Origin of the sequence: Nocardia sp. NPDC056611, from assembly GCF_042792755.1 — a bacterium.
GTDB lineage: Bacteria > Actinomycetota > Actinomycetes > Mycobacteriales > Mycobacteriaceae > Nocardia.
In genome coordinates this window covers 43,036-64,346 of record NZ_JBHTVV010000011.1, presented here as the reverse complement: position 1 = coordinate 64,346, position 21,311 = coordinate 43,036, and the positions used below count along the sequence as shown (strand labels likewise).

Here is a 21,311-nt window from a genome sequence, read left to right as displayed (position 1 = left end):
CGAAGGCCATGCCGGACTTCGATCTACTTGTTGCCGCTCAGAATCCCTTCAAAGCGGGCAATCTGTGCGGTCTGGTACTTCACTGGATTCGAATTGTCATCGAAGCCATCAGCACGCGTCTGGGCGAGAATCTTGCGGAACAACGGCAACTGCCGTTGCGCAATCTCGTACTGCCGCTGGAACTCATCCAAATCCGGCGGAGCAGTGTAAGCCTTTGTGCGCAGAACATCCTGTCCACGCTTCTTCGGAACCAATACGGCCTGCAACTCTCCGTGCGAATCCACCTTGTACCGAGTACGCTTCAAATCTGAGGCGTACGTGCTCGTCGCATCCTGATACAGGCTTTTCAGGTCGTTCTCGTTCAAGTCTCGACCCGGATCATCCGTACGGGTTACCGCCATAGTTTCGCAATGGCAATGGGTGTGAATCGCCTTCAGATCTTTCACCGTGTAAATGCGATCCGACGCGGCGACACACAAGCCACAAGAACCAGAAACACTGAACTCTGGGTGAATGACGCGCCGATACCCAATAACCGTGCTGTTCTGCCGCTTCGCTTCCTGCATGATCTGCATTTCAGCTTCACGGGCAGCCAACGCGAGATTGGTCCCTGCGATGATTTTCACACGCTCCGCCGACTTTGCAAGAGCATTATCGAATGGCTTCCCCTCGGCCACCTCAGCACGCAACTGCCGCGCAGGACGCTGAAACGGCTCCGACACCGCCAAACGCTCTGACCGCCGACCATTCGCCGACACCTGAACAGGCTTCCCGAACTGCCCCACCACCCCATGCGGAAACGTCCGCACCTCAGGAGGCACATCCGGGACGAACCCGTTCAAATCCACGCCCAGCTCTTGCATATACATCATCTGACCGGCCGTCGTCAGAGACACGATTGCCTGCTGAGCCGTCTCCATCAACGGAATAGCCTGCTCAGTGAAGTACGCGATCTGGTCGTCGTCGTAAGGATCGGTCATCCGCCACCAGGCCGCCAACCGCTCCTCGAGCAGCTCCTCCAACGCATTTCGCTGCCGCGCCTTGGCCTGCACCATCCCCAGCAACGCCGAAGTCATGACTTCGTCTCCTCCAAGTGCCGACGCATACGCTCAGCCACGTCAGCCGGGCTGTGCCCATCCCATTCGGCGGCGGTACTGCGGATCGGGACGCGGAACTTGTACCAGTCAGGAATCGGGTAGTGATTGCTGACCTGCCCGGTAGGAAGTTGCGCCACCACGACAAACCAACCACCGTCGAAGCACACCGATCCATCAGAGTGGCGGACCGACTTGTGCACGTCGTACTTGCCCTGCGCCGCCCACTCATTGAACAGCAATGCGTTGTAGAGCATTCGGTACTCGTAAAGCTCATCGAAGGTGTGGTAGCCGTCAGAGAGACTCCCGGTCATCACGCCGCCTTACCCGGCTGCGCGGAGCCGCTGGACTGGCTAGCCGACTGCTGCCCGGCCGGAGCCGACGCCTGCTGCTGGCCCTGGCCCTGCTGCTGCGGCTGCCCGGCCTGGCCGGTCGTGGCACCACCGGCAGGGATAGCGAACGCCTGCGCCGCCAACATCTCCTGCATCAGCTCAGCCTCATTGAGCTTCGCCTCTTCCGGGGTGAAGGCCATGAACTTGATGACCTGCCGCTTCCGAGAGACCACGCCCTTCGTCTTCGCGACCGCCTCGGCCTGCTGCGCGATACCGTCCTTCGCGATCGGCCGCCACAGCAGCTTCACACCCTTGATTCGATTCGCCTGGCCCGCGAGAGTGAACGCCAGCTTCCACGTCAGAATCCATGGAGCCGTCATACGCGACTGACGATCAGAAACCTTGTCCTCCAAAGTTTCTCGCATCAGCGACGCACCCTCGGCCGAACCATTCGCAGCATCCGGGGTGATCACATGCAGAGGAGTCCGGGTCGACGCCGCGAACTCCTTCACGTCGTCGCGGATCGCGGTCAGCAGCGGCGTCAGCTCGGCCTGCTGCGACTCCCAGAAGTCGACACCCTCCGGCACCAGCCAGAGCGCACCCGGATCGGCCGTGAACAGATCCTGAATGTCAGTGTCGGCCACACGCCGAATGAAGTTACCCAGATCCTCCTCCGGGTCCGAAAAGTCCGCTCCCCCATCGAGATCGCCCTTCACGGCACGCTGACGGAACGACTGGTACCACTGAATGACGATCCGCTGCAAAACCCCATCCATGATGCGGTCCAGCAAATCGATATTCGGCTCAAACTCACCCAAACCGAACTTGTTGTCAAACCGCACAGCCGGGACACCACCGAAGATTTCGATATTCGCCAGCGACGTCTGATTCACGACCTGCCACTCATCGATCGTGAAGTTGTTCGTGTACATGCCCACGTCACGCCGGAACTCATACTGCACCGAGTTCACGAACAGGTGCCCGACCTGCTGGTCATTGATCACGTCGTTGGTGATCTTCACGAACGCCTTCAGATGACGCGGATTCAACGGATCAGGGATACCCAGCGCGAAGCGCGGGTTCTCAGCCGTGATCATCGGCATCGCGTCCGGCACACCCTCGAGCGGCGGAATCACCAACGCGTAGCTTTCGCCGAACAGATACATGTACGTCTGGAGGTCGCGTTGCATCGCCTCCCAACCCGACTCCTCGCCGATCTGGCGGGCGATATCGTCGCCATCCACATCCGACTCAGCATCAGTCAGAACACCCGTCAGAACGCTCTTGTCAGTCATCACATCGACAGACATAGCGGCATAATTGTTGCGAGCCTTACGCAACACCTCACGGAACGTGTCCTGATACTTCTCCTGCACATTCGGCAACGGAGGATCACCAATGTAGTACGACCAGAACAAGTCCAGTCGCTCACGCCTCGTCTTCGGAGTATTCGCCGTCGAAGCATGCCGCTTCTCCGTGAACTTCTCATCGAAACGCTTCATCAAAAACTCAAACCACTGCTCCGGCTGCCAAGAAGCCGACACATCAGTAGGATTAGTTGCCATACCAGCCACCTATCGAACGCGCACAACAGCGCGAGGTTTACGCGGAAGCCCAATACCCTTCGCCACCGCATCAAGGCGGCACTGCCACGCAAGAGTCGCCGCAACAGCAGCGTCAATCTTGTGCGGGCTGTCAGGCTTTTCCTTCATGATCTGGATGCCCTTAGTCGTCGAGCGTCGGCGGGCATTCAGGATGTGCGCCGACAGTTGGAGATCTCCCGTGTGCCGCATCTGCTGATCCAGCACCGCGTTCTCAAACTCCTCGAGCGCCTTCACTGACTTGTAGGCCCGGTCGCCAGTCATCCACCACTCGATCGGATGCGACGCCGTCGACTTCACCTTCAGATGCGGGCCATACTTCGCTTCCCACCCAGCGACGACGGTCTCCCACTTCGCCGGGTCCGCGTAGAAGCCGACAACCCGGTAATCCCGGAACGCACGCTGAACAGCCGCCTGCACGTCATGCTCAGGCACCTCCCAGCCCTCCTTATAGAACTGGCCGGGGTCCTGCTCCCAGATTTTGATCGGCCACACCAGGCCATCCGAGACGCGGCAAGCAACCACCGCCGTCGAGTCCGTGACGCCACGGCGGCGCTTACGGGAACCGTCGAAACCGAGAACGATAACGTCCTTCTCGCTCACAGGCTTGATCGGCTGAACTTCCGGGCCGCACGAATCCCACTGGTATTTCACGATCCACGCGCCCTCAGCGCTGTGCCTCGCGTTGAACCAATAACGGAACGAGTCAGCGACATCCGTACGCGGATCGAGGATCGCGTCCACATAGCCGTCGATATCATTCCAGGCCGCGCAATCGCCGTACGAATCCTTCAGCGCCGCACGGATCTTCTCCTCGTCCTCCAGGTCATCCGGAGTGATATCGCCGTAGCGGTGATCGAGAAGGGTACGCGTCGGCTTCTTCAACTTGCCGAGCCGATAATCCTCAACAACCTGGTACGTGTCCTCGGCGACCGACTCTTCACCGGGGTTGTACATGGTCGTGGTCTCGAGATAGAACGTGCCAGCCGACTTCCGGCGCTTACGCAGGTTGCGGACCAGCGTCTTGTGCATCTGCTTCAGCTCAGGCCGGTTATACAAATGGGACTCGTCAAAGATCACCAGAGTCTCCTTGCCGCCATCTTTCGAACTCGAAGACGCGGTCGAAGGCTTGATCTCGCCGCCACCCGGCAAAAGAATGCGCGTGAGGCCAGCAGAGTCCTTGTGGTCCATCGCAGCAGCCAGCGGGCCGTCCGTGCAATTGACGTACATCGTGTCGTAAACGAGCCCCGACTGGTCCTCTTCCGTTGCGCAACAACGCACCTCGGGAGAATTGACCCGCTTTCCGATCGGATCGCCCGGCGAGTACGTGTACGTGAATCCAGTACCGAACGGACAGACGAACACCTCGCCGCCCTCAGCCCACCGATCGAACCGCGAAGGTCCCAGGCAGTCGAAAAGACCTATGAGCGCGGCGACCTCGGACTTCGCACAACCCTTCGGACGCGACAGGAAGCCAGCGTCATACAGGCGTGAACCGTCCTGCTCGAGCGCATACAAGTCCACAACAAAAGCTGCGTACTCATCGACGAGGGTGACCGGCTCGCCAGCGATATCGCCGGAACCGTGAATCGTCAGCGCCTCAATCCACTCAATCGCCAGCCAACCCAGCGAGAGTGCCCGATCATGTTGAGGAAGCCGGATAACGTCATGCGGCATACCGGCCCACTACGACCCAGAGTTCAACAGCCGGGCACGCCGAGCCGCCGCCATCGGGACGACCTTCTCCCCCGCCACAGCCTCATCCAGCTCGTCCTCAACCGGCTTCACGCGGATACGGGCACGCTGCATATCCAGCTCAGTCAGGCTGAGCGCGGCCCCAAGGGTCGACGTGATCGCCTTGAAGTTCTCCGAGCCAGGACGGCTCAAATACCGCTCAATCAGCGGCAAAGTCATGTGCAGCGTCAACCAAGTACCCGGACCATACGTGCGAGCCTGCGGCAAACGCGCCAGCTCCTCGTAGATCGCCCGCCCACGGCTACCGACATCGATCCACTCCGGGATCGGCGGAATATCGCCGTCAAACGGTTCGTCGGTCAGCTCAGTCCAGCCGTCGCCACCGATGATTGAGTCTTTGTTCGTACGCGCTCGCTCGTGCGGCTGTTTCGGGGCCGCCCCCGGTCGTCGTCCAGCCATATTCAGTTGTCTCCCTGTCGGGTTCGTGTTCCGTCCAGTCGCCTGTCGGCGTGCCGTACGTTGCGGAAGACAGAGAACTCGAATCCCAAGCCCGAAGGCTCAACACCGCTAGCAACGGGTTCCGGCTCCCTCACCGGTTTGTCTTCCAGTGCGCGCATCTCCTACCGTCTCTCGTGTAATGCGCAAACCCACGGTCGCGGAGAGCGGAGGAATCGAACCCCTGGCGCTCGCGCGCCCGTGCCGCTTTCAAGGCGGTCCCGCGACCAATCGCGGCTCACTCTCCAAGTTGGGGTGACCTGTCGGACTCGAACCGACTTCCTCCGCGATCACAACGCGGAACCTCGTCCACTTCGGCTTAGGCCACAGCTCCCCTGCAAGGATTCGAACCTTGATTACCTGATCCAGAATCAGGCGGCCTGCCATTAGCCGACAGGGGACATAAATACAGCTGACTCGGCAGGACTCGAACCTGCATCTTGCGGAGTAACAATCCGCCACTCGACCTATTGAGCTACGAGCCAATGAGTACCCCCGGTTGGGATCGAACCAACGGCCCGCCGATTAAGAGTCGGCAGCTCTAACCACTGAGCTACGGAGGCAAAAGTCCGGGTAGAGGGAATCGAACCCACGATGCCAATGGCCACGGCTTTACAGGCCGCTCCCGCGCCATGCGGATACCCGAGTGCCTTCAGGAAGAATCGAACTTCCGACCCCCGCCTTATCAGGGCGGCGCTCTTACCACTGAGCTACAAAGGCAAGTACTCCGATTTCGGCCTCGGAATAAGGGCACTGGTCGGGCCACCAGGACTCGAACCTGGAACCTACTGCGTGTAAAACAGCTGCTCTCCCATTGAGCTACAGCCCGTTATCCCTTTGTTGACGGAGGTCTGGCAACTCCGGGTGCGATTTGACCTAAGTCACTTCGGCTACACACCGGCCGTGGGAGGCGGAAGGGAATCGAACCCTTAAGCAAAGCTGGGTGATCAACCCAGGCACTGCACCATGCAGTCTCGCCTAGAGCTTCTTCCCAGCCTCGAACTGGGCACTGCTGTTTACTAGACAGCTGCTTTGCCGGATAAGCTAAAGAAGCAAATGCGGCGGGGAGTGCATGCCCCTGTTGCCCCAACGCCTCTCTGGCGAAGGACCGCAAAGCCGGATTACCTGGACTCGAACCAGGGGCCTTCCGAACAGTGCGAAGCACGCATGGCGACTTACACGCTGTTGTCTGCCGTTCGGACGCTCTACCCATCTGAGCTATAACCCGTGGGTACAGGGACGGATGCTGCTGCACCCGGTTACCCCAACGGCTCCATCCGTTGGCCCTGTCCGTGTAGTAGGCCGGATTTGAACCGGCGTCTCCGGAATTTGGCCCCGGTGCCTTCGGCCGCTAGACGACTACCACGATTGCTCCCCCGAGTTAGCTACTCCCAGGGTCTCTCGCACGTATGCATCCGCGCGAAAACAAGCAAGTCTGGATGGGAGGATTTGAACCTCCGGCTTTCCGCTCCCAAGGCGGACACTCTGACCTGACTGAGCTACATCCAGTTGTGGCCTTTTAACGTCGCACCCAAGACGGCCGGTCTTATTTTGCAGCCCCACCAACTAGGGCTCCCAGCTCCCGAAGTCTGGGTGGCTAGGAGGCATTTGAGGACTTCACCCCATCTCCCCGCGTCATGCGAGTTGAGTTTTCGAGAACGCACCTGCTAGCCGATACGTAACCTACGCGCCGATGTGTGGCGCTTACTCCAAAATGCCAACGTGAGGATACTGGGATTCGAACCCAGCATTTCAGCTTGGAAGGCTGACGTGTTAAACCGCTAACACTACATCCCCAAAACCGCCGGAGGAGCCCGAAGGCCACGAAACCGGCGGGTGTGACGACTCTTGTTCGTCACCTTGTAGCCCAGGAGGGACTCGAACCCTCACGCCCTAAGGCACCCGCTTTTGAGACGGGCGCGGCTGCCATTACGCCACCAGGCCAAGCATGCGTTGTTTTCATCCGTCCCTCAGACACACGGACAGGTAGACGCACCCCTACCTCATGCAAGGATGGCAGGACTTGAACCTACAACGGACGCGGTTTTGGAGACCGCCGCTCTGCCAATTGAGCTACATCCCTATGCGTGAGTTGCGGAGGTCAGATTCGAACTGACGGTCTCTTGGGTATGAACCAAGCGAGATGGGCCGAGCTTCTCTACACCGCAATGCCTTACAACACGAAGATTAGTACGTAAAAAGGACCGCGCAAGATGATTACCTCACGCGGCCCTTCCTGCGGATTTCCTACATACCCAGCATCGGCAACAGCAGGCCGAGGATCTTCACAACACAACCAGCAATCTCAACCAAATCTGCAACATTCATAGCAACCCCGGATGTTTCCGTTTGTGATCAACATGGACCGCAGCAGCTCGACGCCGACGAGAACCCTCACGAGCCTCCTCCTGCGTCTTCACCCGATGACACGGCGCACACACGGCCTGAAGGTTCTCCATCCGATCCGAGCCGCCGAACGCAACCCCCGACCGATGATCGACCTCCGTCGCGGCACCGACGCAGCCCGCCAGCCGAAGCTGACACCGCCGCCCGTCCCGCACCATCACCAGCGGACGATTCCGCAGAAACTCGACCGACCGGCCAGAACCCGACCACACCACGCACACCCCAACCCATCGACACCACTGCACCCGCAAGGATCTCGCAGAAACATGCACATGCATAGATGATTGCCGAGTTGCCTCCGTAAACACTAGGAGTATACAATCGCTACATGACCGAGCGACAGGACATGAACCAGCAGGACGCGAACATCCGACACCTGCTCGCCTCCGCCATCACCGACGCCGGACGCCAACGGAAGCTCCCCGACGTGGACGTAGCCCGCGAACTTGGCATCAGCCGCGCCGCCTACCATCGCGTCACCTCCCACCAAGTCGGGAAGCTCTCCCTCAGCAAACTCATCGAATACGCCGACAAGCTCGGGCTGGAAGTGGAACTCACCGTAAAGCCGCGAACCAGCGCCGCCTAAGAACCCCAGCCCAAAACGTCACTGTGACGGCACGCTAGGCCGCCACCCGGTTCAACACCTCATGGTCCGGTGCCATCGCCCGGACCGCCGACTCCAACTCCTCGATGCGCGCGAGATACGAACGCCGCGCCAGCATCTCCCCCACGTTCTCTGCATGCGTCACTGACCCGAGGTGGTCCGGGTTCACACACAGGGAACGGCCGCACGCATGGTGCGCCGAGAGTGCCCCGAGCGGCTGCCCCGCCTGCGCCTCGGCGACCAGGCGGTGAACAGGCTTCCATCGCCCCGCGATCTTCACGAGCGGATAGCCCTTCTTCTGCTTCTGCGCCCACATATGGCATGTGTCCCACTGCCACGTCCGAAGTCGAACCTCCGCCAGGAACGACTCGTAATCCCTTGTCTCCCAAGCCTTTCCGAGCTTGCTGCGAGCCTTGCTGACCTGCGGGGACGAGACGGCGTCGGCCATCGGGGCGACCTCTATTCAGTTGGTATGAAGTTGTGGGAGGACTAAGCGGAGGTGGCTGCGAGTAGAGCCGCCGGGAGAGTTAGGGGCAAGTCCAACTCGCTGAGTAGCCTCGCGTTCTTGTGGCCATTGCAGTACGCGTGAGCTGCGCGAACATTCTCGAACCTATGAACGCCACCACGTGCCAGCGGAACAACATGGTCGACCTGAGGCTCAAGACCGGAATGCTTCGGCGCGGCCGGATCGATCGGCGTCTCGCAGAGATAGCAGATCCAACCGTCACGCTCGAAGACATCGACACTCCTGAACGCCGTGCCTCGTGGTGCGCCACGGCGCTTCGCTCGATGAGCGCCCTTCGTCGGCCGCTGGTCTCCGTTGTAGCTCCGGAAGTAGCCGAGCCGATGCTCCCGATAAGCCGGGTCCGACCAGTAGTTGTCCCGCTCTTTGCGCGCGACGTGGATTCGATAGCAGTTCTTGGAGCAGAACTTCGTGTGAGCGTTGGACGAGGCGAATCCTGCTCCGCAGATTCCGCAAGACTTCTCGACAGGTGATTTTCGCGCCGCCGCCAGCCGGGCTTCGTACCGGCCATCGGCCTTGACTCGGAGGTAGTCCGCAGCCTGCCTGCATCGGGTCGGGCAGTACTTTGGCGGTACGCCGCGCTTCGTCTTTCGCCGGAGGGGAGCGTTGCAGTGCGCACAGTACCCGCAGATGTCGTCTACCGACTCGGCCATTTGCCTGCCCTATTCAGTTGTATTCAGTTGTGAGAGTTGAGCCTACCACACTCAGGGTCAAAGATCACGGATTGGTAACAAAAGACCCTTAGGTGTGGTATCTGCAACGTTTTACAGAGTGACCCGATGCGGCGAAGGGGCAGGCCAGGGAGGTGCCCCGGCCTATGGTTTTGCATTTGCCCTGGTCGGCCCAGCTGCGCGCGGGTGGGCACGCGGGCGCGCGGATGTTGAATCGGGCGCGCGCGGATACCACATGACCGGCCGGGCCGCAAGGGGTTCGCGCCAGCGGGCGCGTGACTGGCGCGCGGGCGCGTGGGGGCGCACGGGTACGGGCGGGGGCGCGCTGCGGGCGCACGGGCGCACGTAGGCGGGCGCACGGGGGCGGGCGCGTGACGCGAGCGGGCGCGGTGGGGGCAGCCTGCCGACGGTCGGGCGCAGGTGGGTCTCCAGGGTGCGCTGGTGGGCCGCTTTCGGGGGTTCCATGGTGGTCGATAAACGGTGCCTGACCTGCGGTGTTGCACTAGGTGTTGACAGCTCGTCATCACCTAGTGTTTACTTGTGCCATGCCGCCGGACAGACCGGCAGCGGGGCAAGGGTTCTGAGGCTCTCGAGCTTCCCCGGTTCTCCCCGTGAGGCAAGCGCTTCTTCCCCTTCTTGGGGGCGCGGAACGGTTCGCCGTTCACTTCCGCTTGACGACAGCGGTGAATGTCGTTGCGCCTAACAGGGCGGGGAATCTGTGATCGGGACACCAATAGGCCGGGGTGCTGTGGAGGTGTTGCGATGGAAAAGCGTTGCTTGATAATTCAATACTGCTTTGCACCATGTCCCAATTGGCTGGGTGAACTGGGTTTATATCGATGACTTGTCTCGGTATCCGGAGCCTGTAGCCAGTGCATGGAGGGGTGCGTTGCATGGACCTTGCTTCTATGCCTTACGTGAGTGATTCGCGAGTCTGCTTTGTGCAGGCGGACGGGTTGCGTAGTGCGTTTCGTTTGCGCCCGATATGCGCCAGCGTTCGATTGTCCGGCGGTTATCCGTTCGGCTGGTCGATGTTGGGTTGTTGAGGTTGCGGCGGGGGTGAATGGTTGCGAGTTCTGTGCGTGTGGGGTGACGTGAAGATACGACTGAAGCCACCAATGTTTCGAGTGCAATGCTCGGGGGCTATGTGGTGAAACGACGGCGGTAGGTCCCGCCAAGGGAAAGCAACGTCATTCACTCTTTTCTATTTTCTTGTTCTATTCGGTCGGACGCGTTTAGTGCGGCTCGCGGGTTGTGGCTCGCTGGTAGGGTGCGAATCCCTGTCCGACTACCAATGTTCTGATATTCCGAGAAACAAAAGGGAGATCAATTATGCATGACTTCATGCCTAACGAAATGCGGAACGTCCGCGCTCATGTCGATACGGTCGGCATGTTCACTAAGGGCAATAAGGGACAGCTGGGTATCAGGCGTGAGGCGCAGGATAACTGTGCGCGTTGCGGTCGGCTACTGTCTCCGGGCAATTACATTGGCGGCGGCGAGTATCAGGGTCGCCTGATGGAGTCGCAGATTCGGCCGGGCTATTGCGTCAAGTGCGGCGTGGACAAGTCTGGTTCAAATATGGAGTTGCCGGGTGAGTTCCCGACGATTCAGCGTGACGCGATGCATTACGCGGATTTGGGTCGCCGTCTGGCCAAGGGTGTCGAGTTCGCGGATTTCTTGCGGTCGGTGCCTTTCCGTTTGCGTTCGCAGGTGGAGTCTGTCTCGGATGAGGCGTTTCTCCGGGCAATCGCTGAGCGGTCGGGTTGGTCGGTGTCGGTGCGTGAGAATGCCGATATTTCGACACGGAAGCAAAAGGATTCGGGCGACCGTCGTTACGGGCGGGTGACTGATTTCCGGGCTGGAATTGTGTCTATTGCTGTGCAGTTCGATTCGGCGGGCGTGCTGGTTAAGGCGCAGGTGCAGGATTTGAACCGTGGGCATGGTCTGTCAACTGTCATTGGCCGCAATCGTGCGGCGCAGGTGTCGGACATCATGTCCGGCCGGAAGTGAGAGGGTCTGTTGTGGCTAAGTCTCCCATTGCTGTTGTTGTTGTTCGGCGTGCGTTTGGTGAGTCGCCGGATGCGGTGATCATTCGGCGGAATCGTGAGACTCCTGAGCAGGCGGTGTTGCGGCGTTACCCTTCGGCGGTTCTTGACGGGCTGGGTGGGTTTGATACGGCTGATGGCGGGAGCTTTGTTTATGACCATTGCATCGCGTCGGATTAGTTAGCTAGTGGGCTGGCCGATCACATGCGCTTTTCGGGGCGCGTGTGATCCCTTGCCAACTGGGTGACCGTTGGTTTCGTGGAATCTCGGGAAAGGTTTCATCATGGCTGTTGTGTTGGATAAGAATGCGTTTCAGTTGTTCGCGGTTCATGCTCCGGGGCGCGTGAATGAGGTTCACCTGGATTTGTGGGTGGGCACTTACGGGGACTTGTATGCGCGGCTGGTGGGTCTCGCTGAGGTGGTGGGTTCGGCTGGTATCGAATTCGAGCTGGTCGAAACAGAGTGGAGTGCTTCTCTGTCGGTGTTCTCCGAGGGCCGGATCTACACCGTTTTCGTCCTGACGTTGATTTGAGTCGGTTAGGTGGGCCTTGGTCGCGCTTTGTGTGCGGCCTGGCTGACTAGTCGATTGAATGTCGACTGTTTGTGAACCTCGGGAAAGGTTTTCTCATGTCCAATGCTGTGTTGGTGCGTGATGGCGTGCCGGTGATGGATGGCGGTCGGGTTGATTGGCGGAAGCCGGTTGATCTGCGCAAGTTCATGGTGGTGCAGTGTGAGGTGACGCCGCAGGGTGAGGTTCGGATTTTCGAGCATCCGTTGCCGAAGTGCCAGGCGTTGAATCTGTTCGCGCGGGATAAGCGGACGCTGTTGCGTTCGGCGCGTCGGTTCGGTGGCTTGGTGGGGTTGCTGGACAACGGGCTGTTGGTGAATCAGAAGGGTGCGCCGCGTCCGTGGTCGCAGTGGGTTCACTTGGTGGTCGCGTGACTGAGCATATGGCGACGCATGCTGTCGTGATGCCTGCTGACATGTTCGGGCCTGGCAAGGAGTTGGGTCGCGGCACGTTGGGTGAGTGCAGGCAAGCGCTGTTCTCCGGTGCCATCTACTACCGGAACGACGAGTTCCGTACGGAGCTGAGCGAGGATCGCACGTTTCTGCGTGTGATCAAGCGTGCCACGGATGAAGTCGAGATCGAGCGTCATGTGATCGCACTGAATATCTAGAGACTGCACGCGGGTAACTCTCAGTCGCTGTTCCGTTTCCTGGACGGTGGCGGAGGGTTGCCCTATGCATGAGCTAGGGCTCTTGCGTGAACCTCGGGAAAGGTTTCGGAATGTACGGCTATCAGTTCATTGCGGAGTTGGCGGATCACGTGCACGACGGTATGCAGTTCCATCTGTCGTCGGGTGGCGGGTCGGTTCACTACCGTTACGAGCCGCTGTTCGGGTGGGATGCTGTTGCGAAGAAGTACGGCGTCGCGGATGGTGATGATTTCCTGGAGGCCATCGCTTACATGGATTCCGATGCGCGGCAGATCAAGGTGTATGTGGAGATTCCGAACACGGTCCACGATGATCGGACCGGGCAGGGTTCCATCACGAATGAGGTGAACGCCCGGTACATGTCGGAGAGCTACCAGACGGAGCGTATTTCGACGCTGCATTCCGCCAGCCTGTACGTGCTGGTGTTCGATGGGCCGGGGGATGCGTTGGGCACCGAAGTGGATCAGGCGCTGGCGGACGACGTTTACCGCCTGATCGAAACCGGCTACATCGACGATTCGGATACGCGGGCGGAGATCGAAGAGGAGACCATCGACCACGATTGGGATTCGTTCGTGAGGGGTGAGTGCGTCGACAAGCTGAGTGACGCCGCCGTTGAAATTTGGTGGGACGCCACCGTGGAACAGGAGTCTGCGCTGTTCCATGCGGCGCTCGGCCAGTTCTACGAGAACGATCACCCGGAGTTTGAGGGCGATTCGTGGTCGGTGGATCATGACGCGTTCGCGAAGGTGCTCGAGTCCGTGATCGTGGCGTCCGTGGCGAAGGTGGCGTGATCATGAGCAACGTTGTTGCCTCCATGATCGCGGATTGGCGGGCGGCGCGGGCTGAACTGGCCGCGCTGGAGCGTGCCGAGCATGCGGACATCACTGACCGTTTCGGCCGCGTTTGGACATGGTGGAAAGGCGATCTGTATCGGCACGATAAGGGGTTGGCCGTGCCGCAGAAGTTTCTCACTGAGGGTTGGGTTGGGTTGCCTAAGCGTGAGCTGAAGGACAACCCGAATTACGAGTTGTGCGAGATCTGCAAGTCGGAGTGGTAGGTCGCAGTGTGGCTGCACTGGTGGCGCACAGCTTGTCTGTGCGCTGTCCACCGCGTCATATGTGGCGTTGGGTGAACCTCGGGAGGGTTGGTATCAATGAGACTCGCGTATTGCCGGGATGCTCACGATTGTCGTTGCGGCTTCTGCAAGCTCGATGATGAATGCGATTATGGCGATTGCCGGAGGAAATGGGTTGAGATGATTCCGAACTATGGCCCGGTCTGCAATTACCACAACAACTTCGGTCATGTGCCCGCGTATCTGCGCCGGGCCTGAATCCTCGAGAAGGAGAACTACTCATGGCTACTTTTACTGCTGATTTGAAGGTGTTGGCGGGTGATCTGCTGTTCATTCGGCGGGCGACTGGTTTCCGGTACGCGATGGTTCCGGCGTTGGAGTTGCTGGCCGTGATGGTCGGCGATGGTGTGGCGGCGGTGAGTTTCTATCCGGACTTTGAGACTGCCGTGACTACGCGCATGGCGGCCGAGGGTGACGATGTCTCGTTCGCTGTGAACATCAAGGCACTCGCGGACGCTGTGAAGGCTGCGGGCGGTAAGGGTGTCGGGACGTTCACGGTGGATGGTGAGGCGCTGACCATTTCGGCGGGTGGTGTGGCCGTGAATGTGTCGCTCGCTGGGGATGAGGCGCGGTCGGACATGGTCAAGCATCCGGTGCCGGATGGGAAGCTGGCTGCGATTCTGTCGGGCGCTGATCTGGCGCGTATGGGTTCGGTGACGGCTACGTCGGTCGGCACGGATGACACGTTGCCGATGCTGACGGGTGTCCGCCTGGAGTGTGCGGGGCTGGAGGTGCGGGCGGTCACGACGGACCGGTTCAGCCTGGCTGTCACGGAGGCGGTGAACGCGTTCCCTGTACGCGATGAGGTTGGGTTGTTGGTGCCGGGTCTACCGTTCCATCACTTCGCGAAGCGCGCCGGTAAGGCGGGTGACGTGCTGGTGTCGGTGAGCCTGGATGGCACGGTGTGGTTTGAGTCGGATGACTGCACGCTGTCGGCGCGGCAGCTCGATTCTGAGTTCCCGAAGTGGCAGTCGTTGATGGGGTTCGTGGATTCTGCGTCGATTGCGTTCACGTTCGATCCGGCGGCGTTGCTGAAGGCTGCGAAGGCGATGCCGAAGGGTATTGCGAGCACCATGTATCTCCATATCGATGGCGCGGGGGTGAAGGCGGTCGGCCATTCCCATGAGTCGCAGTTCTCGGAGATGACGCTCGATGTGGCGGCCCTGGAATGCGATAACCCGTTGGTCATCAAGTTCTCGGCTGAGAAGCTGGCGGCGATTCTGGGTGCGGTCCCGAAGGGTGCGAAGGTGGAATGGCGGTTCAGCACGCCGTCGCGTCCGGGCTTCTTTTCGTGGGATTCGGAGCGTGTGTTGTTGATGCCGATTCGCCTTCCGTCCTAGGTGGCGGATGTCCAGTATCCGGGGAGCACTCATTTCGCGGTGAGTGTTGCCCGATCAACTGGAAGGTTGGTTGTGAACCTCGGGAAAGGTTTCGTTATGTCGGATGTTGTCGTGATAGATCCGTCTTGGGAGGCGGGTAGCGGCGGGAATGATTGGGGCACCAAGGTTCTCGGTTACAGCGCTGGTATCGCACGTGGCCAGTTGGTGGCGGTGGTCAACGGGCAGGAGCGGTGGGAGTACACGGCCGTGGTCGCGTCTCCGGACCGCAAGGCTGTGGATACTGTGCACACGGCCGAGTTTCAGGATGTGATCACTTTCCAGAACTGGGTGTCTCGTGTGATCGCGGAGCATTTGGCGCGGGTGTCTGGTCGGCCGGTTTGGTATACGCGGAAACGGGGCCGGATCGGGACACGTGTCGGCAAGGTGTTCGTGTCTACCGACGAACCGAAGGATGCGACTTGGCAGGGTGTCGAGTTCAAGTCCACCGCCACGTTTACTGATCCGAGGACGGTGGGCGCTGTGACCGTGGTCGATCATGTGGTGTTGTGGCGGCGCATTGTGCGGCGTTGCGAGGGTGTGGATGGTTTGGTTCCGGGTATCGCGGTGGCGGCTGGTGAGGCGGCGGCTGCGGAGGTGTCGGGGCCGGAGTTCGGTTCGCATGGTGCGCAGTCGGATTACGTGTTCGCGATGTTCGCGGTGCAGGCGTTCCTGGGTGCGTGTGCGGCGGCTGAGATCCCGGATATCGATCTGGACTTCTTCGTGTCGCCGCAGTGCCAAACCATGTTCTGTATCGCGGATGAGCACGACGACGACGAACACGTGGACGTGACCGGATCGTCGTGGATTGAGCTTCCGAACGGGGATGCGGAGATCACGCACACGAATCACAACGTGTGGACTGACTGACAATGATCATTGATTCATATTTTTCGTCGGTGCTGGATCATGTTCGCACGCAGGTGTTTCCGGGTAACGGCTTGTCGCGGCCGACGGATGAGCAGTGGGCGCTGGCGGATTCGATTGTCGGCCGGGAGCTGGATCGGTTCTGGACGCGGGATGACCCGTGGAGGCCGCATCTGTTCGCGCCGAAGTGGCACAACTTGTCGTGGCTGCGTAGCCAGGTAAATCGGCATCTGGCGCGGCGTACTTCGGCGGAGATCAACAAGATTCTGGATCGGATCGGAAGCAAGGTGGCGTGATGGAAAGTGTTTACATGCAGGAGTACGGCAGCTTGTCTGTGTGCTCGCTAACTCCGGAGCAGCATGAACGGACATGCGGCTATTGGTACACGGTGACTTGCGGCGCTATGGCGCACACCGCCTTCCGATCGGTTGAGGAGTTGCGCGAGTGGCTGGATTCGCACGGTTTGAAGCTGGTGAATCCTCTGCCGGAGGAGCGTGGCGTGCATTCGTGGGGTCCGATCGAGGGCCGGTACCGGTCGGCGATGTACATGGACATTGCGCAGTTCATGGCGGTTGACCCGCTGCTGATGATTCCGCAGATGAGCAACGGCCGTTACACGCTGGGGAAGATCACTGAGGATGAGGATGGGGTTCGCACGGTCCACTATCTGAATCCGAACCGAACGACCGGCGTGTTCCCCTGGGACACCGCGTCTTTGGGCGCGATCAGCCCAAGCTATCGGACCAACGTTGAGGGTGAGCGGCTGGTCCGCGAGTATATCGCCGAGGTTCTGGCGGCTCGGGAGGTGCTGGCAACCAGGCCGGTCGGGCACTGGCGGATCACTGCGCGGATTGTTCATGTCCAACCTGAACGGTTTCACATGCGGACGCTCGTTCTGGTGACGCCGTGGTTTGAGATCTACAACAACCCGGAATACGGCGACGTCGCTGACACGGTTGAGCAGGTGGAGCAGCTGGTCCGTGAACGGTATGCGGCGTTCCTTTCCGAGGATCACGAGATGTACGTGACCGCGTTCCCGAAAGCGAGCTGGCGAGATTTGGAGGTTTACAGCGGTGAGTGACAGTAAAACGTGGGATGTGCGGTTCACGAATCTGGCGGGTGAGCTGGAGTGGTTGAACGATCTGATGCTGGAGGCGGATGCGCGGAAGGTGGCGCGGCAGATCTCGGATGGCCTGTGGGGTGTTGAGTTCCGCGATGGCGTGGCGTTGGATCGGGTGGCGGACTTGGCGTCGCGGTTCCCGGTCGGTGCGCGGGTGGTGTTCAACAAGTGCACCGAGTGGGAGCGGTCGGGGACGGTGGCGGCGGGGCATTACGTCACACTGCACCGCTTCAGGGTTCTGGAGGTGCTGGAGTTCCGGCCGGATGTCGGCCGGGGTGGCGGCGTGGACGCGGCGTATGTGGCGTTAGCGGCGTAGTCGGGTAGGGCTTGCGCATCGGCCACAGTTTCGGCTGTGGTCGTTGGGCGGAGGAACTACCTCCAACGAGGGAGGTTCGTATGTCTAGTGAGTTGTCGCCAGGCTTGACGGTTCTGGGTGTGCTTCCGGATGGTTCGTCGTTCAAGTTCTTCTATGCGCCGGATCGGGTGGCGGGCGCGGCGAATGTGCGGGATGCGTTGGCGCGGGCGCGGGCGGGTAAGTGGTCCGATCCGGTGTCGTTTGTGGTGGTCACGGTGCCGGAAGGTGCTGGCACCGTGACGGTTTCGTCGGATATCGATTCGTAGGAGGTTTGGTCATGGCTGTGTCGTTGTTGGATTACGTGAAGTCGCTTGTCGGGGAGAAGGAGTCGTACTCGATGGCCGACTTCAACGACGCGAATGTGCCGATGCTGTCGGGGTGCGGGCCGTGTGGTGCGACGCTCGGCGGGTATAACGCGTTCCCGTCGCGGAGCGGTTACATCCGGTGCGGGGACGATATCGGCGATGAGGGTTTCGCGACGGTCGAGGAGTTCGCCGCGTGGATGGCGGAGGACTGATCATGCGGGTTGTGTCTGAGCGGCAGGCGATCGAGTGGGTTGCTGCGGCTGGCGGGTGGACGGATACGCCTGGCCAGCGGGATGAGCGCTGGAGGGACGCGGGTGCTCTGAATGTGGATAACGGCCGCTGGGGTGCGTGGGTGTTGTTCACGGACGCGGGCGAGGTTGAGGATGCCAGTTTGGTGTTCAATCCTGCTGTGGGCGATCAGATCTCGATGAATCCGACCCTGAGTGGCGATTCGGATGAGTGGTGTGAGCGTATCTGCGACTGGCTGGTGAACCCGGTTGAGAATCCGGATTGGAGGCGGTTTCAGTGACGCGTGAGCAGGTTTCGGAGCGGCCGGATTTGGCGGCGTGGCGGTGGCGGCAGGGGTTGCGCAGTTCGAATGCGGCGCAACCGAAGCCGTCTGGGAAGCGGTATCGGCGGCAGCCGAAGCATCGCGGGACGGAGGTGCAGCGCAATGGCGGGGCTTAGCGACTGGTCGGACGCGGAGTTGCTGAAGGCGCTGCGGGAATACGCGGAGCCGGGTGACGATTGGTTCGACCCTGGCGGCGAGATCGCGGGCGAGAACGAAGCCCTGCTGCTCGCCGAGGCCAATCGACGGAAGCTGAGGTACTGAGATGGGCATGAATGGCGACTATCAGAGCATGGCGGAGGCGTGCGGCGAGGCACCTCGGCGGGCGCCGACGTTCGTCCCTGGCGTGGATTTCGACCCGTACGACGAGGACGATGTCGAGGCGGTGAAGCTGGCGATGGATCGTGATCTGGCGGACCGGAATCGTGCGCTGGCGGAGGAGAATGCCCGGCTGCGCGCGTTGCTCGGCGAGGAGGACGATGGCGAGTGGTAGCTTCTCCACATAACTGAATATCATTCTATTGGTGAGACTCTGACGCTTCGGCGTCGGGGTCTCTTTGCGTTGTAAGGAGTTTCGGTGGCAGAGCTGTTGGATGTGCGTGTGTTGTTTGTGTTCACGCCTGAGTTTGTGGGCGATCGGGTGACTGCGGTGTTTGTGGATGTGCCGTGGTCGCGGGATGTGTCGGATGGCAAGTTGGCGGCGTATGCGCATGGCGGTCAGCATTGTTCGGTTGATCGGGAGTGGGTTGCTGGGCAGCGGGTTGCGACGGTGGCCGAGTATTCGGAGTTGTTGCGGGAGTTGTTCCGGGTTGGGTATTCGGTGGAGGTGGTTGATTCGTTCGAGGAGGCGAAGGTCTGACGTTCTGGCGTGAGTTGGCCCTCAGTGTTCGCGCTGAGGGCTTTGTCATGCTCGGAGTTCGGGCAGTTGTGGTGAATCTCGGGAAAGGTTCTGTTATGGCGGGTCGTAATGGTGGTCGGCAGCTTCGGCAGCGGCGGGCGCTGGTTCGGGAGTTCAAGCGTGGGAAGCCGGTCGATTGGGATGCTCTGCGCGCGGAGCTGACGGTGGATTGGTGGTGGTGATCGTGTTGGGGTTGCCGTTGGTGCCGTGTGTGGGTTCGCGGAACTTGGTGAGGTTGGTGTGGCAGGGCAGCTCGCCGACGTGGCAGTGCACGCAGTGTTCGGACACGGTGTGGGTGCTCGCTGCGGCGGATGGTGCGGGTAACGCGAACGAGGCGGTTGATCTGCATCTGACTCGTGATTGCGCGGCGATCGGCCGGGCGCGGCGGGAGTTGATGTCGGCATGAGGTCGATGTGGGCCGGGGGTGAAGTTATGGCCACGTACCCGTTTTGGTCGGATCGGTCGGAGCGGGCGAGGTTGTATCACTGGCGGACGTGGCGTTCGCGGCTGTGGGTGTGGGTGCAGGTGCGTGTCCGGTATTCGGGTGGCGCGCAGTTGACGTTGGTGTTCCGTCGCCCGGCGTGGTGGTGGTTCGTGTCGTCGTGGTCGGGGTGGCGGGTGGTGACCGACGAGTACGCGATGCTGACTGGCGGCCGTGACGAGTGGCGTCAGCATTTGGCGGATTCGTATCTGATGGTGACGGATTTCGAGTTGGGTCGGTGGTTGTCGAAGCTGGACAATGATCACCGGAATCCGATTGTGGTGTAACAGTTTTAGAGGATGGCCTCTACTTGGTAGTGGGATCGGCATGTGCGTGTCGGTCCGAGGTGGTTCGATTCCACCTGGAGGCACTGCGCGGTCACCTATGAGGGGTGGCCGCCTGTTAGGTAGGAGTGATTGATGGCTGACGTGACGGGGTTGCCCGATGGGTTCACGGAGGAGCCTCGGGTTGATTCGGTGACTGGGGAGCCGGTGTTCTGGTTCCGGTCGAATGGTGTCGACCAGTTCATGGTGGTCAGGCTCGGCGAGGACCAGTTCCGCCCGTGGGTGACGGTGCCGAACTTCCCGGTGCCGTTTGTGTCGGACAGCCCTTGCGGCACGAAGGCTGAGGCTGTGGAGTGGGCGCTGAAGCGTCTGCGCGAGGAAGGCAACTGAGATGGGAACACTCGCGCCTAGGGTGTCGGCTGCTCTGAGGGCGGCCGAGATTCCTGTGTTGCGCTATTCGGACCGCAAGGGCGATCGGGGTCGGTTCGGGATTCGGGTCGGCAACGAGGGCGTGGTCGGCGGCAGGAACTGTCGGGTGTCGATCCCTTCCGACGCGGACGACGCTATGGGGTGGTCGGACAAGGCGATGGCGGTGTTGATCGCGAGGGGCTTCGAAGTAACCCGGTTTGACGGCCAGGTGTCGTTGACGGTGCGTGAGGGTTCTGCTTCCGCTCAACCGGAGGATGTGCACGCGGTTGTCGCTGCGTCCGATCTGGATATCTTTCAGCCGATGCAGAACTGTTGGCTGGTTCGGGCGGAAGGGTCTATGCGGACCGAGTATGAGATCCGCCGGACTGGTAAGGATGCGAAGACGCGGTTCGCGGTGACCAAGGCCGGGACGACGGTGGCGAAGAACCTTCGTTCGATGGCTGAGGCGCTCGCCGCTGTCGAGAAGGATAGGGACGGCGACGATGACTGAGCCCATGGTGGGTTATTCGGCGAAGCGGCACGAGGTGACGTTCGATTTGACGGACGCCCCGTTTGTGGATGTCTCGTATTCGGATCGGAGGATTCGCCCGGACGAGTTGACGGTCATCTATTGGCTTGAGGATGGCTGTTGGGTGGTGGGCCGGATCAAGGTGATTGGGTCTCGGGTCAAGAAGAACGGCGACGTGGGTGTGGCGCAGGAATCGACGTGGTGGAACAGCTTCGAGAAACAGCCGGATTACCTGCGTGTGATTGCCGAACAGAACATGCCGCAGAGTCGGCACAACAACAGTGAGGAGAGCTGAG

30 protein-coding genes and 16 tRNA genes are annotated in these 21,311 nt (G+C 60.5%); 22 read left to right on the top strand and 24 right to left on the bottom strand.

Translation table 11 applies throughout. The features are described 5' to 3' along the window. Window positions 1-23 precede the first annotated feature (23 nt). The 22 genes from ACFRAQ_RS35055 to ACFRAQ_RS34950 all read right to left on the bottom strand — a co-directional run bounded on the left by ACFRAQ_RS35055 (window position 24) and on the right by ACFRAQ_RS34950 (window position 7,781). Window positions 24-1,076, bottom strand: a complete 1,053-nt coding sequence (locus ACFRAQ_RS35055) for a hypothetical protein (protein WP_379107354.1) — start codon at window positions 1,074-1,076, stop codon at window positions 24-26. Then, window positions 1,073-1,408 (bottom strand): hypothetical protein, encoded by a 336-nt coding sequence (locus ACFRAQ_RS35050; protein ID WP_379107353.1) that lies wholly within the window; start codon window positions 1,406-1,408, stop codon window positions 1,073-1,075. The genes ACFRAQ_RS35055 and ACFRAQ_RS35050 overlap by 4 nt, the downstream gene beginning before the upstream one ends. Further along, complete coding sequence (locus ACFRAQ_RS35045) at window positions 1,408-2,991, bottom strand: phage portal protein (RefSeq protein ID WP_379107352.1); 1,584 nt, start codon at window positions 2,989-2,991, stop codon at window positions 1,408-1,410. Before ACFRAQ_RS35045 ends, ACFRAQ_RS35050 begins: the two co-directional genes overlap by 1 nt. A gap of 9 nt (window positions 2,992-3,000) precedes the next feature. After that, entirely contained in the window at window positions 3,001-4,704 is a 1,704-nt protein-coding gene (locus ACFRAQ_RS35040; RefSeq protein WP_379107351.1) for a hypothetical protein, read from the bottom strand. A gap of 9 nt (window positions 4,705-4,713) precedes the next feature. Then, on the bottom strand, window positions 4,714-5,181 hold the full coding sequence (locus tag ACFRAQ_RS35035; RefSeq protein ID WP_379107350.1) for a hypothetical protein: 468 nt from the start codon (window positions 5,179-5,181) through the stop codon (window positions 4,714-4,716). Between the two features lie 197 nt (window positions 5,182-5,378). Next, a tRNA-Ser gene (locus ACFRAQ_RS35030) sits at window positions 5,379-5,464 on the bottom strand. A gap of 4 nt (window positions 5,465-5,468) precedes the next feature. Beyond that, a tRNA-His gene (locus ACFRAQ_RS35025) sits at window positions 5,469-5,545 on the bottom strand. Between the two features lie 2 nt (window positions 5,546-5,547). Next, window positions 5,548-5,618 (bottom strand) — tRNA-Gln (locus ACFRAQ_RS35020). Between the two features lie 11 nt (window positions 5,619-5,629). Continuing rightward, window positions 5,630-5,702 (bottom strand) — tRNA-Asn (locus ACFRAQ_RS35015). Between the two features lie 5 nt (window positions 5,703-5,707). After that, window positions 5,708-5,780 (bottom strand) — tRNA-Lys (locus tag ACFRAQ_RS35010). 5 nt (window positions 5,781-5,785) lie between these two features. Continuing rightward, window positions 5,786-5,863 (bottom strand) — tRNA-Tyr (locus ACFRAQ_RS35005). A 1-nt stretch (window position 5,864) separates the two neighbouring features. Beyond that, a tRNA-Ile gene (locus ACFRAQ_RS35000) sits at window positions 5,865-5,937 on the bottom strand. A gap of 34 nt (window positions 5,938-5,971) precedes the next feature. Continuing rightward, window positions 5,972-6,046, bottom strand: a tRNA-Val gene (locus ACFRAQ_RS34995). 153 nt (window positions 6,047-6,199) lie between these two features. Next, a tRNA-Thr gene (locus ACFRAQ_RS34990) sits at window positions 6,200-6,271 on the bottom strand. Window positions 6,272-6,333: 62 nt separating this feature from the next. Beyond that, window positions 6,334-6,445 (bottom strand) — tRNA-OTHER (locus tag ACFRAQ_RS34985). Between the two features lie 65 nt (window positions 6,446-6,510). Then, window positions 6,511-6,583: transfer RNA gene (locus ACFRAQ_RS34980), tRNA-Leu, on the bottom strand. A gap of 68 nt (window positions 6,584-6,651) precedes the next feature. After that, window positions 6,652-6,726, bottom strand: a tRNA-Pro gene (locus ACFRAQ_RS34975). 214 nt (window positions 6,727-6,940) lie between these two features. Further along, window positions 6,941-7,014: transfer RNA gene (locus ACFRAQ_RS34970), tRNA-Gly, on the bottom strand. A 66-nt stretch (window positions 7,015-7,080) separates the two neighbouring features. After that, window positions 7,081-7,161, bottom strand: a tRNA-Leu gene (locus ACFRAQ_RS34965). Window positions 7,162-7,225: 64 nt separating this feature from the next. Continuing rightward, window positions 7,226-7,300 (bottom strand) — tRNA-Trp (locus tag ACFRAQ_RS34960). A 9-nt stretch (window positions 7,301-7,309) separates the two neighbouring features. Continuing rightward, window positions 7,310-7,385, bottom strand: a tRNA-Met gene (locus ACFRAQ_RS34955). 156 nt (window positions 7,386-7,541) lie between these two features. Next, the gene (locus ACFRAQ_RS34950) at window positions 7,542-7,781 is read right to left on the bottom strand and encodes an HNH endonuclease (RefSeq protein ID WP_379107388.1); all 240 of its coding nucleotides are present in this window, start codon (window positions 7,779-7,781) and stop codon (window positions 7,542-7,544) included. 170 nt (window positions 7,782-7,951) lie between these two features. Here ACFRAQ_RS34950 and ACFRAQ_RS34945 point away from each other — a divergent pair, with 170 nt between their 5' ends. Further along, a complete protein-coding gene (locus ACFRAQ_RS34945; RefSeq protein WP_379107349.1) occupies window positions 7,952-8,209 on the top strand; it encodes an XRE family transcriptional regulator in 258 nt (85 codons plus the stop codon). Between the two features lie 34 nt (window positions 8,210-8,243). On the opposite strand, the gene ACFRAQ_RS34940 is transcribed toward ACFRAQ_RS34945, so the two are convergent. Together ACFRAQ_RS34940 and ACFRAQ_RS34935 are read right to left on the bottom strand one after the other, a co-directional pair. After that, the gene (locus tag ACFRAQ_RS34940) at window positions 8,244-8,675 is read right to left on the bottom strand and encodes a hypothetical protein (RefSeq protein WP_379107348.1); all 432 of its coding nucleotides are present in this window, start codon (window positions 8,673-8,675) and stop codon (window positions 8,244-8,246) included. A gap of 41 nt (window positions 8,676-8,716) precedes the next feature. Then, window positions 8,717-9,403, bottom strand: coding sequence for an HNH endonuclease (locus ACFRAQ_RS34935; RefSeq protein WP_379107347.1), 687 nt, complete (start codon window positions 9,401-9,403; stop codon window positions 8,717-8,719). A 1,350-nt stretch (window positions 9,404-10,753) separates the two neighbouring features. Between ACFRAQ_RS34935 and ACFRAQ_RS34930 the strand changes: the two genes are divergently transcribed. The 21 genes from ACFRAQ_RS34930 (at window position 10,754) to ACFRAQ_RS34830 (ending at window position 21,310) form a co-directional block, all read left to right on the top strand. Next, window positions 10,754-11,434, top strand: a complete 681-nt coding sequence (locus ACFRAQ_RS34930) for a hypothetical protein (protein WP_379107346.1) — start codon at window positions 10,754-10,756, stop codon at window positions 11,432-11,434. Between the two features lie 318 nt (window positions 11,435-11,752). Next, window positions 11,753-12,001: a hypothetical protein gene (locus tag ACFRAQ_RS34925; RefSeq protein ID WP_379107344.1), complete on the top strand. Its 249-nt coding sequence runs from the start codon at window positions 11,753-11,755 to the stop codon at window positions 11,999-12,001. A gap of 95 nt (window positions 12,002-12,096) precedes the next feature. Continuing rightward, the gene (locus ACFRAQ_RS34920; RefSeq protein WP_379107343.1) at window positions 12,097-12,411 is read left to right on the top strand and encodes a hypothetical protein; all 315 of its coding nucleotides are present in this window, start codon (window positions 12,097-12,099) and stop codon (window positions 12,409-12,411) included. Further along, window positions 12,408-12,647, top strand: a complete 240-nt coding sequence (locus tag ACFRAQ_RS34915; RefSeq protein ID WP_379107341.1) for a hypothetical protein — start codon at window positions 12,408-12,410, stop codon at window positions 12,645-12,647. The genes ACFRAQ_RS34920 and ACFRAQ_RS34915 overlap by 4 nt, the downstream gene beginning before the upstream one ends. A gap of 110 nt (window positions 12,648-12,757) precedes the next feature. Continuing rightward, window positions 12,758-13,480 (top strand): hypothetical protein, encoded by a 723-nt coding sequence (locus ACFRAQ_RS34910; RefSeq protein WP_379107340.1) that lies wholly within the window; start codon window positions 12,758-12,760, stop codon window positions 13,478-13,480. Window positions 13,481-13,482: 2 nt separating this feature from the next. Next, window positions 13,483-13,746 (top strand): hypothetical protein, encoded by a 264-nt coding sequence (locus ACFRAQ_RS34905; RefSeq protein WP_379107339.1) that lies wholly within the window; start codon window positions 13,483-13,485, stop codon window positions 13,744-13,746. Window positions 13,747-14,045: 299 nt separating this feature from the next. Next, window positions 14,046-15,164: a hypothetical protein gene (locus ACFRAQ_RS34900; protein ID WP_379107338.1), complete on the top strand. Its 1,119-nt coding sequence runs from the start codon at window positions 14,046-14,048 to the stop codon at window positions 15,162-15,164. 96 nt (window positions 15,165-15,260) lie between these two features. After that, complete coding sequence (locus ACFRAQ_RS34895) at window positions 15,261-16,070, top strand: hypothetical protein (RefSeq protein WP_379107337.1); 810 nt, start codon at window positions 15,261-15,263, stop codon at window positions 16,068-16,070. 29 nt (window positions 16,071-16,099) lie between these two features. Beyond that, window positions 16,100-16,363 (top strand): hypothetical protein, encoded by a 264-nt coding sequence (locus ACFRAQ_RS34890; protein WP_379107336.1) that lies wholly within the window; start codon window positions 16,100-16,102, stop codon window positions 16,361-16,363. Next, a complete protein-coding gene (locus ACFRAQ_RS34885; RefSeq protein WP_379107335.1) occupies window positions 16,363-17,148 on the top strand; it encodes a hypothetical protein in 786 nt (261 codons plus the stop codon). Before ACFRAQ_RS34890 ends, ACFRAQ_RS34885 begins: the two co-directional genes overlap by 1 nt. After that, entirely contained in the window at window positions 17,141-17,503 is a 363-nt protein-coding gene (locus tag ACFRAQ_RS34880) for a hypothetical protein (RefSeq protein WP_379107334.1), read from the top strand. The genes ACFRAQ_RS34885 and ACFRAQ_RS34880 overlap by 8 nt, the downstream gene beginning before the upstream one ends. An 80-nt stretch (window positions 17,504-17,583) precedes the next feature. Then, window positions 17,584-17,808: a hypothetical protein gene (locus tag ACFRAQ_RS34875; protein WP_379107333.1), complete on the top strand. Its 225-nt coding sequence runs from the start codon at window positions 17,584-17,586 to the stop codon at window positions 17,806-17,808. 11 nt (window positions 17,809-17,819) lie between these two features. Further along, complete coding sequence (locus ACFRAQ_RS34870; RefSeq protein ID WP_379107332.1) at window positions 17,820-18,059, top strand: hypothetical protein; 240 nt, start codon at window positions 17,820-17,822, stop codon at window positions 18,057-18,059. 11 nt (window positions 18,060-18,070) lie between these two features. Continuing rightward, window positions 18,071-18,376: a hypothetical protein gene (locus ACFRAQ_RS34865; protein WP_379107331.1), complete on the top strand. Its 306-nt coding sequence runs from the start codon at window positions 18,071-18,073 to the stop codon at window positions 18,374-18,376. A 144-nt stretch (window positions 18,377-18,520) separates the two neighbouring features. Then, a complete protein-coding gene (locus ACFRAQ_RS34860; protein WP_379107329.1) occupies window positions 18,521-18,679 on the top strand; it encodes a hypothetical protein in 159 nt (52 codons plus the stop codon). Between the two features lies 1 nt (window position 18,680). Further along, window positions 18,681-18,908, top strand: coding sequence for a hypothetical protein (locus ACFRAQ_RS34855; protein ID WP_379107328.1), 228 nt, complete (start codon window positions 18,681-18,683; stop codon window positions 18,906-18,908). A gap of 84 nt (window positions 18,909-18,992) precedes the next feature. Beyond that, a complete protein-coding gene (locus tag ACFRAQ_RS34850; RefSeq protein ID WP_379107326.1) occupies window positions 18,993-19,274 on the top strand; it encodes a hypothetical protein in 282 nt (93 codons plus the stop codon). Window positions 19,275-19,832: 558 nt separating this feature from the next. Further along, the gene (locus tag ACFRAQ_RS34845) at window positions 19,833-20,081 is read left to right on the top strand and encodes a hypothetical protein (RefSeq protein ID WP_379107325.1); all 249 of its coding nucleotides are present in this window, start codon (window positions 19,833-19,835) and stop codon (window positions 20,079-20,081) included. Window positions 20,082-20,213: 132 nt separating this feature from the next. After that, entirely contained in the window at window positions 20,214-20,468 is a 255-nt protein-coding gene (locus tag ACFRAQ_RS34840; protein WP_379107324.1) for a hypothetical protein, read from the top strand. Between the two features lies 1 nt (window position 20,469). Then, window positions 20,470-20,997, top strand: a complete 528-nt coding sequence (locus tag ACFRAQ_RS34835) for a hypothetical protein (RefSeq protein ID WP_379107323.1) — start codon at window positions 20,470-20,472, stop codon at window positions 20,995-20,997. Beyond that, window positions 20,990-21,310, top strand: coding sequence for a hypothetical protein (locus ACFRAQ_RS34830; protein ID WP_379107322.1), 321 nt, complete (start codon window positions 20,990-20,992; stop codon window positions 21,308-21,310). Before ACFRAQ_RS34835 ends, ACFRAQ_RS34830 begins: the two co-directional genes overlap by 8 nt. Window position 21,311 lies beyond the last annotated feature (1 nt).

What these genes read in the sequence shown, in the direction of transcription:
- ACFRAQ_RS34920 (WP_379107343.1), top strand. Translation starts at nt 12,097, where the DNA reads ATGTCCAATGCTGTGTTGGTGCGTGATGGCGTGCCGGTGATGGATGGC.
- ACFRAQ_RS34875 (WP_379107333.1), top strand. Translation starts at nt 17,584, where the DNA reads ATGTCTAGTGAGTTGTCGCCAGGCTTGACGGTTCTGGGTGTGCTTCCG.
- ACFRAQ_RS34835 (WP_379107323.1), top strand. Translation starts at nt 20,470, where the DNA reads ATGGGAACACTCGCGCCTAGGGTGTCGGCTGCTCTGAGGGCGGCCGAG.
- ACFRAQ_RS34905 (WP_379107339.1), top strand. Translation starts at nt 13,483, where the DNA reads ATGAGCAACGTTGTTGCCTCCATGATCGCGGATTGGCGGGCGGCGCGG.
- ACFRAQ_RS34870 (WP_379107332.1), top strand. Translation starts at nt 17,820, where the DNA reads ATGGCTGTGTCGTTGTTGGATTACGTGAAGTCGCTTGTCGGGGAGAAG.
- ACFRAQ_RS34935 (WP_379107347.1), bottom strand. Translation starts at nt 9,403, where the DNA reads ATGGCCGAGTCGGTAGACGACATCTGCGGGTACTGTGCGCACTGCAAC.
- ACFRAQ_RS34945 (WP_379107349.1), top strand. Translation starts at nt 7,952, where the DNA reads ATGACCGAGCGACAGGACATGAACCAGCAGGACGCGAACATCCGACAC.
- ACFRAQ_RS34830 (WP_379107322.1), top strand. Translation starts at nt 20,990, where the DNA reads ATGACTGAGCCCATGGTGGGTTATTCGGCGAAGCGGCACGAGGTGACG.
- ACFRAQ_RS35035 (WP_379107350.1), bottom strand. Translation starts at nt 5,181, where the DNA reads ATGGCTGGACGACGACCGGGGGCGGCCCCGAAACAGCCGCACGAGCGA.
- ACFRAQ_RS34860 (WP_379107329.1), top strand. Translation starts at nt 18,521, where the DNA reads ATGGCGGGGCTTAGCGACTGGTCGGACGCGGAGTTGCTGAAGGCGCTG.
- ACFRAQ_RS35050 (WP_379107353.1), bottom strand. Translation starts at nt 1,408, where the DNA reads ATGACCGGGAGTCTCTCTGACGGCTACCACACCTTCGATGAGCTTTAC.
- ACFRAQ_RS34900 (WP_379107338.1), top strand. Translation starts at nt 14,046, where the DNA reads ATGGCTACTTTTACTGCTGATTTGAAGGTGTTGGCGGGTGATCTGCTG.
- ACFRAQ_RS34930 (WP_379107346.1), top strand. Translation starts at nt 10,754, where the DNA reads ATGCATGACTTCATGCCTAACGAAATGCGGAACGTCCGCGCTCATGTC.
- ACFRAQ_RS34885 (WP_379107335.1), top strand. Translation starts at nt 16,363, where the DNA reads ATGGAAAGTGTTTACATGCAGGAGTACGGCAGCTTGTCTGTGTGCTCG.
- ACFRAQ_RS35040 (WP_379107351.1), bottom strand. Translation starts at nt 4,704, where the DNA reads ATGCCGCATGACGTTATCCGGCTTCCTCAACATGATCGGGCACTCTCG.
- ACFRAQ_RS34910 (WP_379107340.1), top strand. Translation starts at nt 12,758, where the DNA reads ATGTACGGCTATCAGTTCATTGCGGAGTTGGCGGATCACGTGCACGAC.
- ACFRAQ_RS34950 (WP_379107388.1), bottom strand. Translation starts at nt 7,781, where the DNA reads ATGGTGCGGGACGGGCGGCGGTGTCAGCTTCGGCTGGCGGGCTGCGTC.
- ACFRAQ_RS34840 (WP_379107324.1), top strand. Translation starts at nt 20,214, where the DNA reads ATGGCTGACGTGACGGGGTTGCCCGATGGGTTCACGGAGGAGCCTCGG.
- ACFRAQ_RS34895 (WP_379107337.1), top strand. Translation starts at nt 15,261, where the DNA reads ATGTCGGATGTTGTCGTGATAGATCCGTCTTGGGAGGCGGGTAGCGGC.
- ACFRAQ_RS34925 (WP_379107344.1), top strand. Translation starts at nt 11,753, where the DNA reads ATGGCTGTTGTGTTGGATAAGAATGCGTTTCAGTTGTTCGCGGTTCAT.
- ACFRAQ_RS35045 (WP_379107352.1), bottom strand. Translation starts at nt 2,991, where the DNA reads ATGGCAACTAATCCTACTGATGTGTCGGCTTCTTGGCAGCCGGAGCAG.
- ACFRAQ_RS34940 (WP_379107348.1), bottom strand. Translation starts at nt 8,675, where the DNA reads ATGGCCGACGCCGTCTCGTCCCCGCAGGTCAGCAAGGCTCGCAGCAAG.
- ACFRAQ_RS34855 (WP_379107328.1), top strand. Translation starts at nt 18,681, where the DNA reads ATGGGCATGAATGGCGACTATCAGAGCATGGCGGAGGCGTGCGGCGAG.
- ACFRAQ_RS35055 (WP_379107354.1), bottom strand. Translation starts at nt 1,076, where the DNA reads ATGACTTCGGCGTTGCTGGGGATGGTGCAGGCCAAGGCGCGGCAGCGA.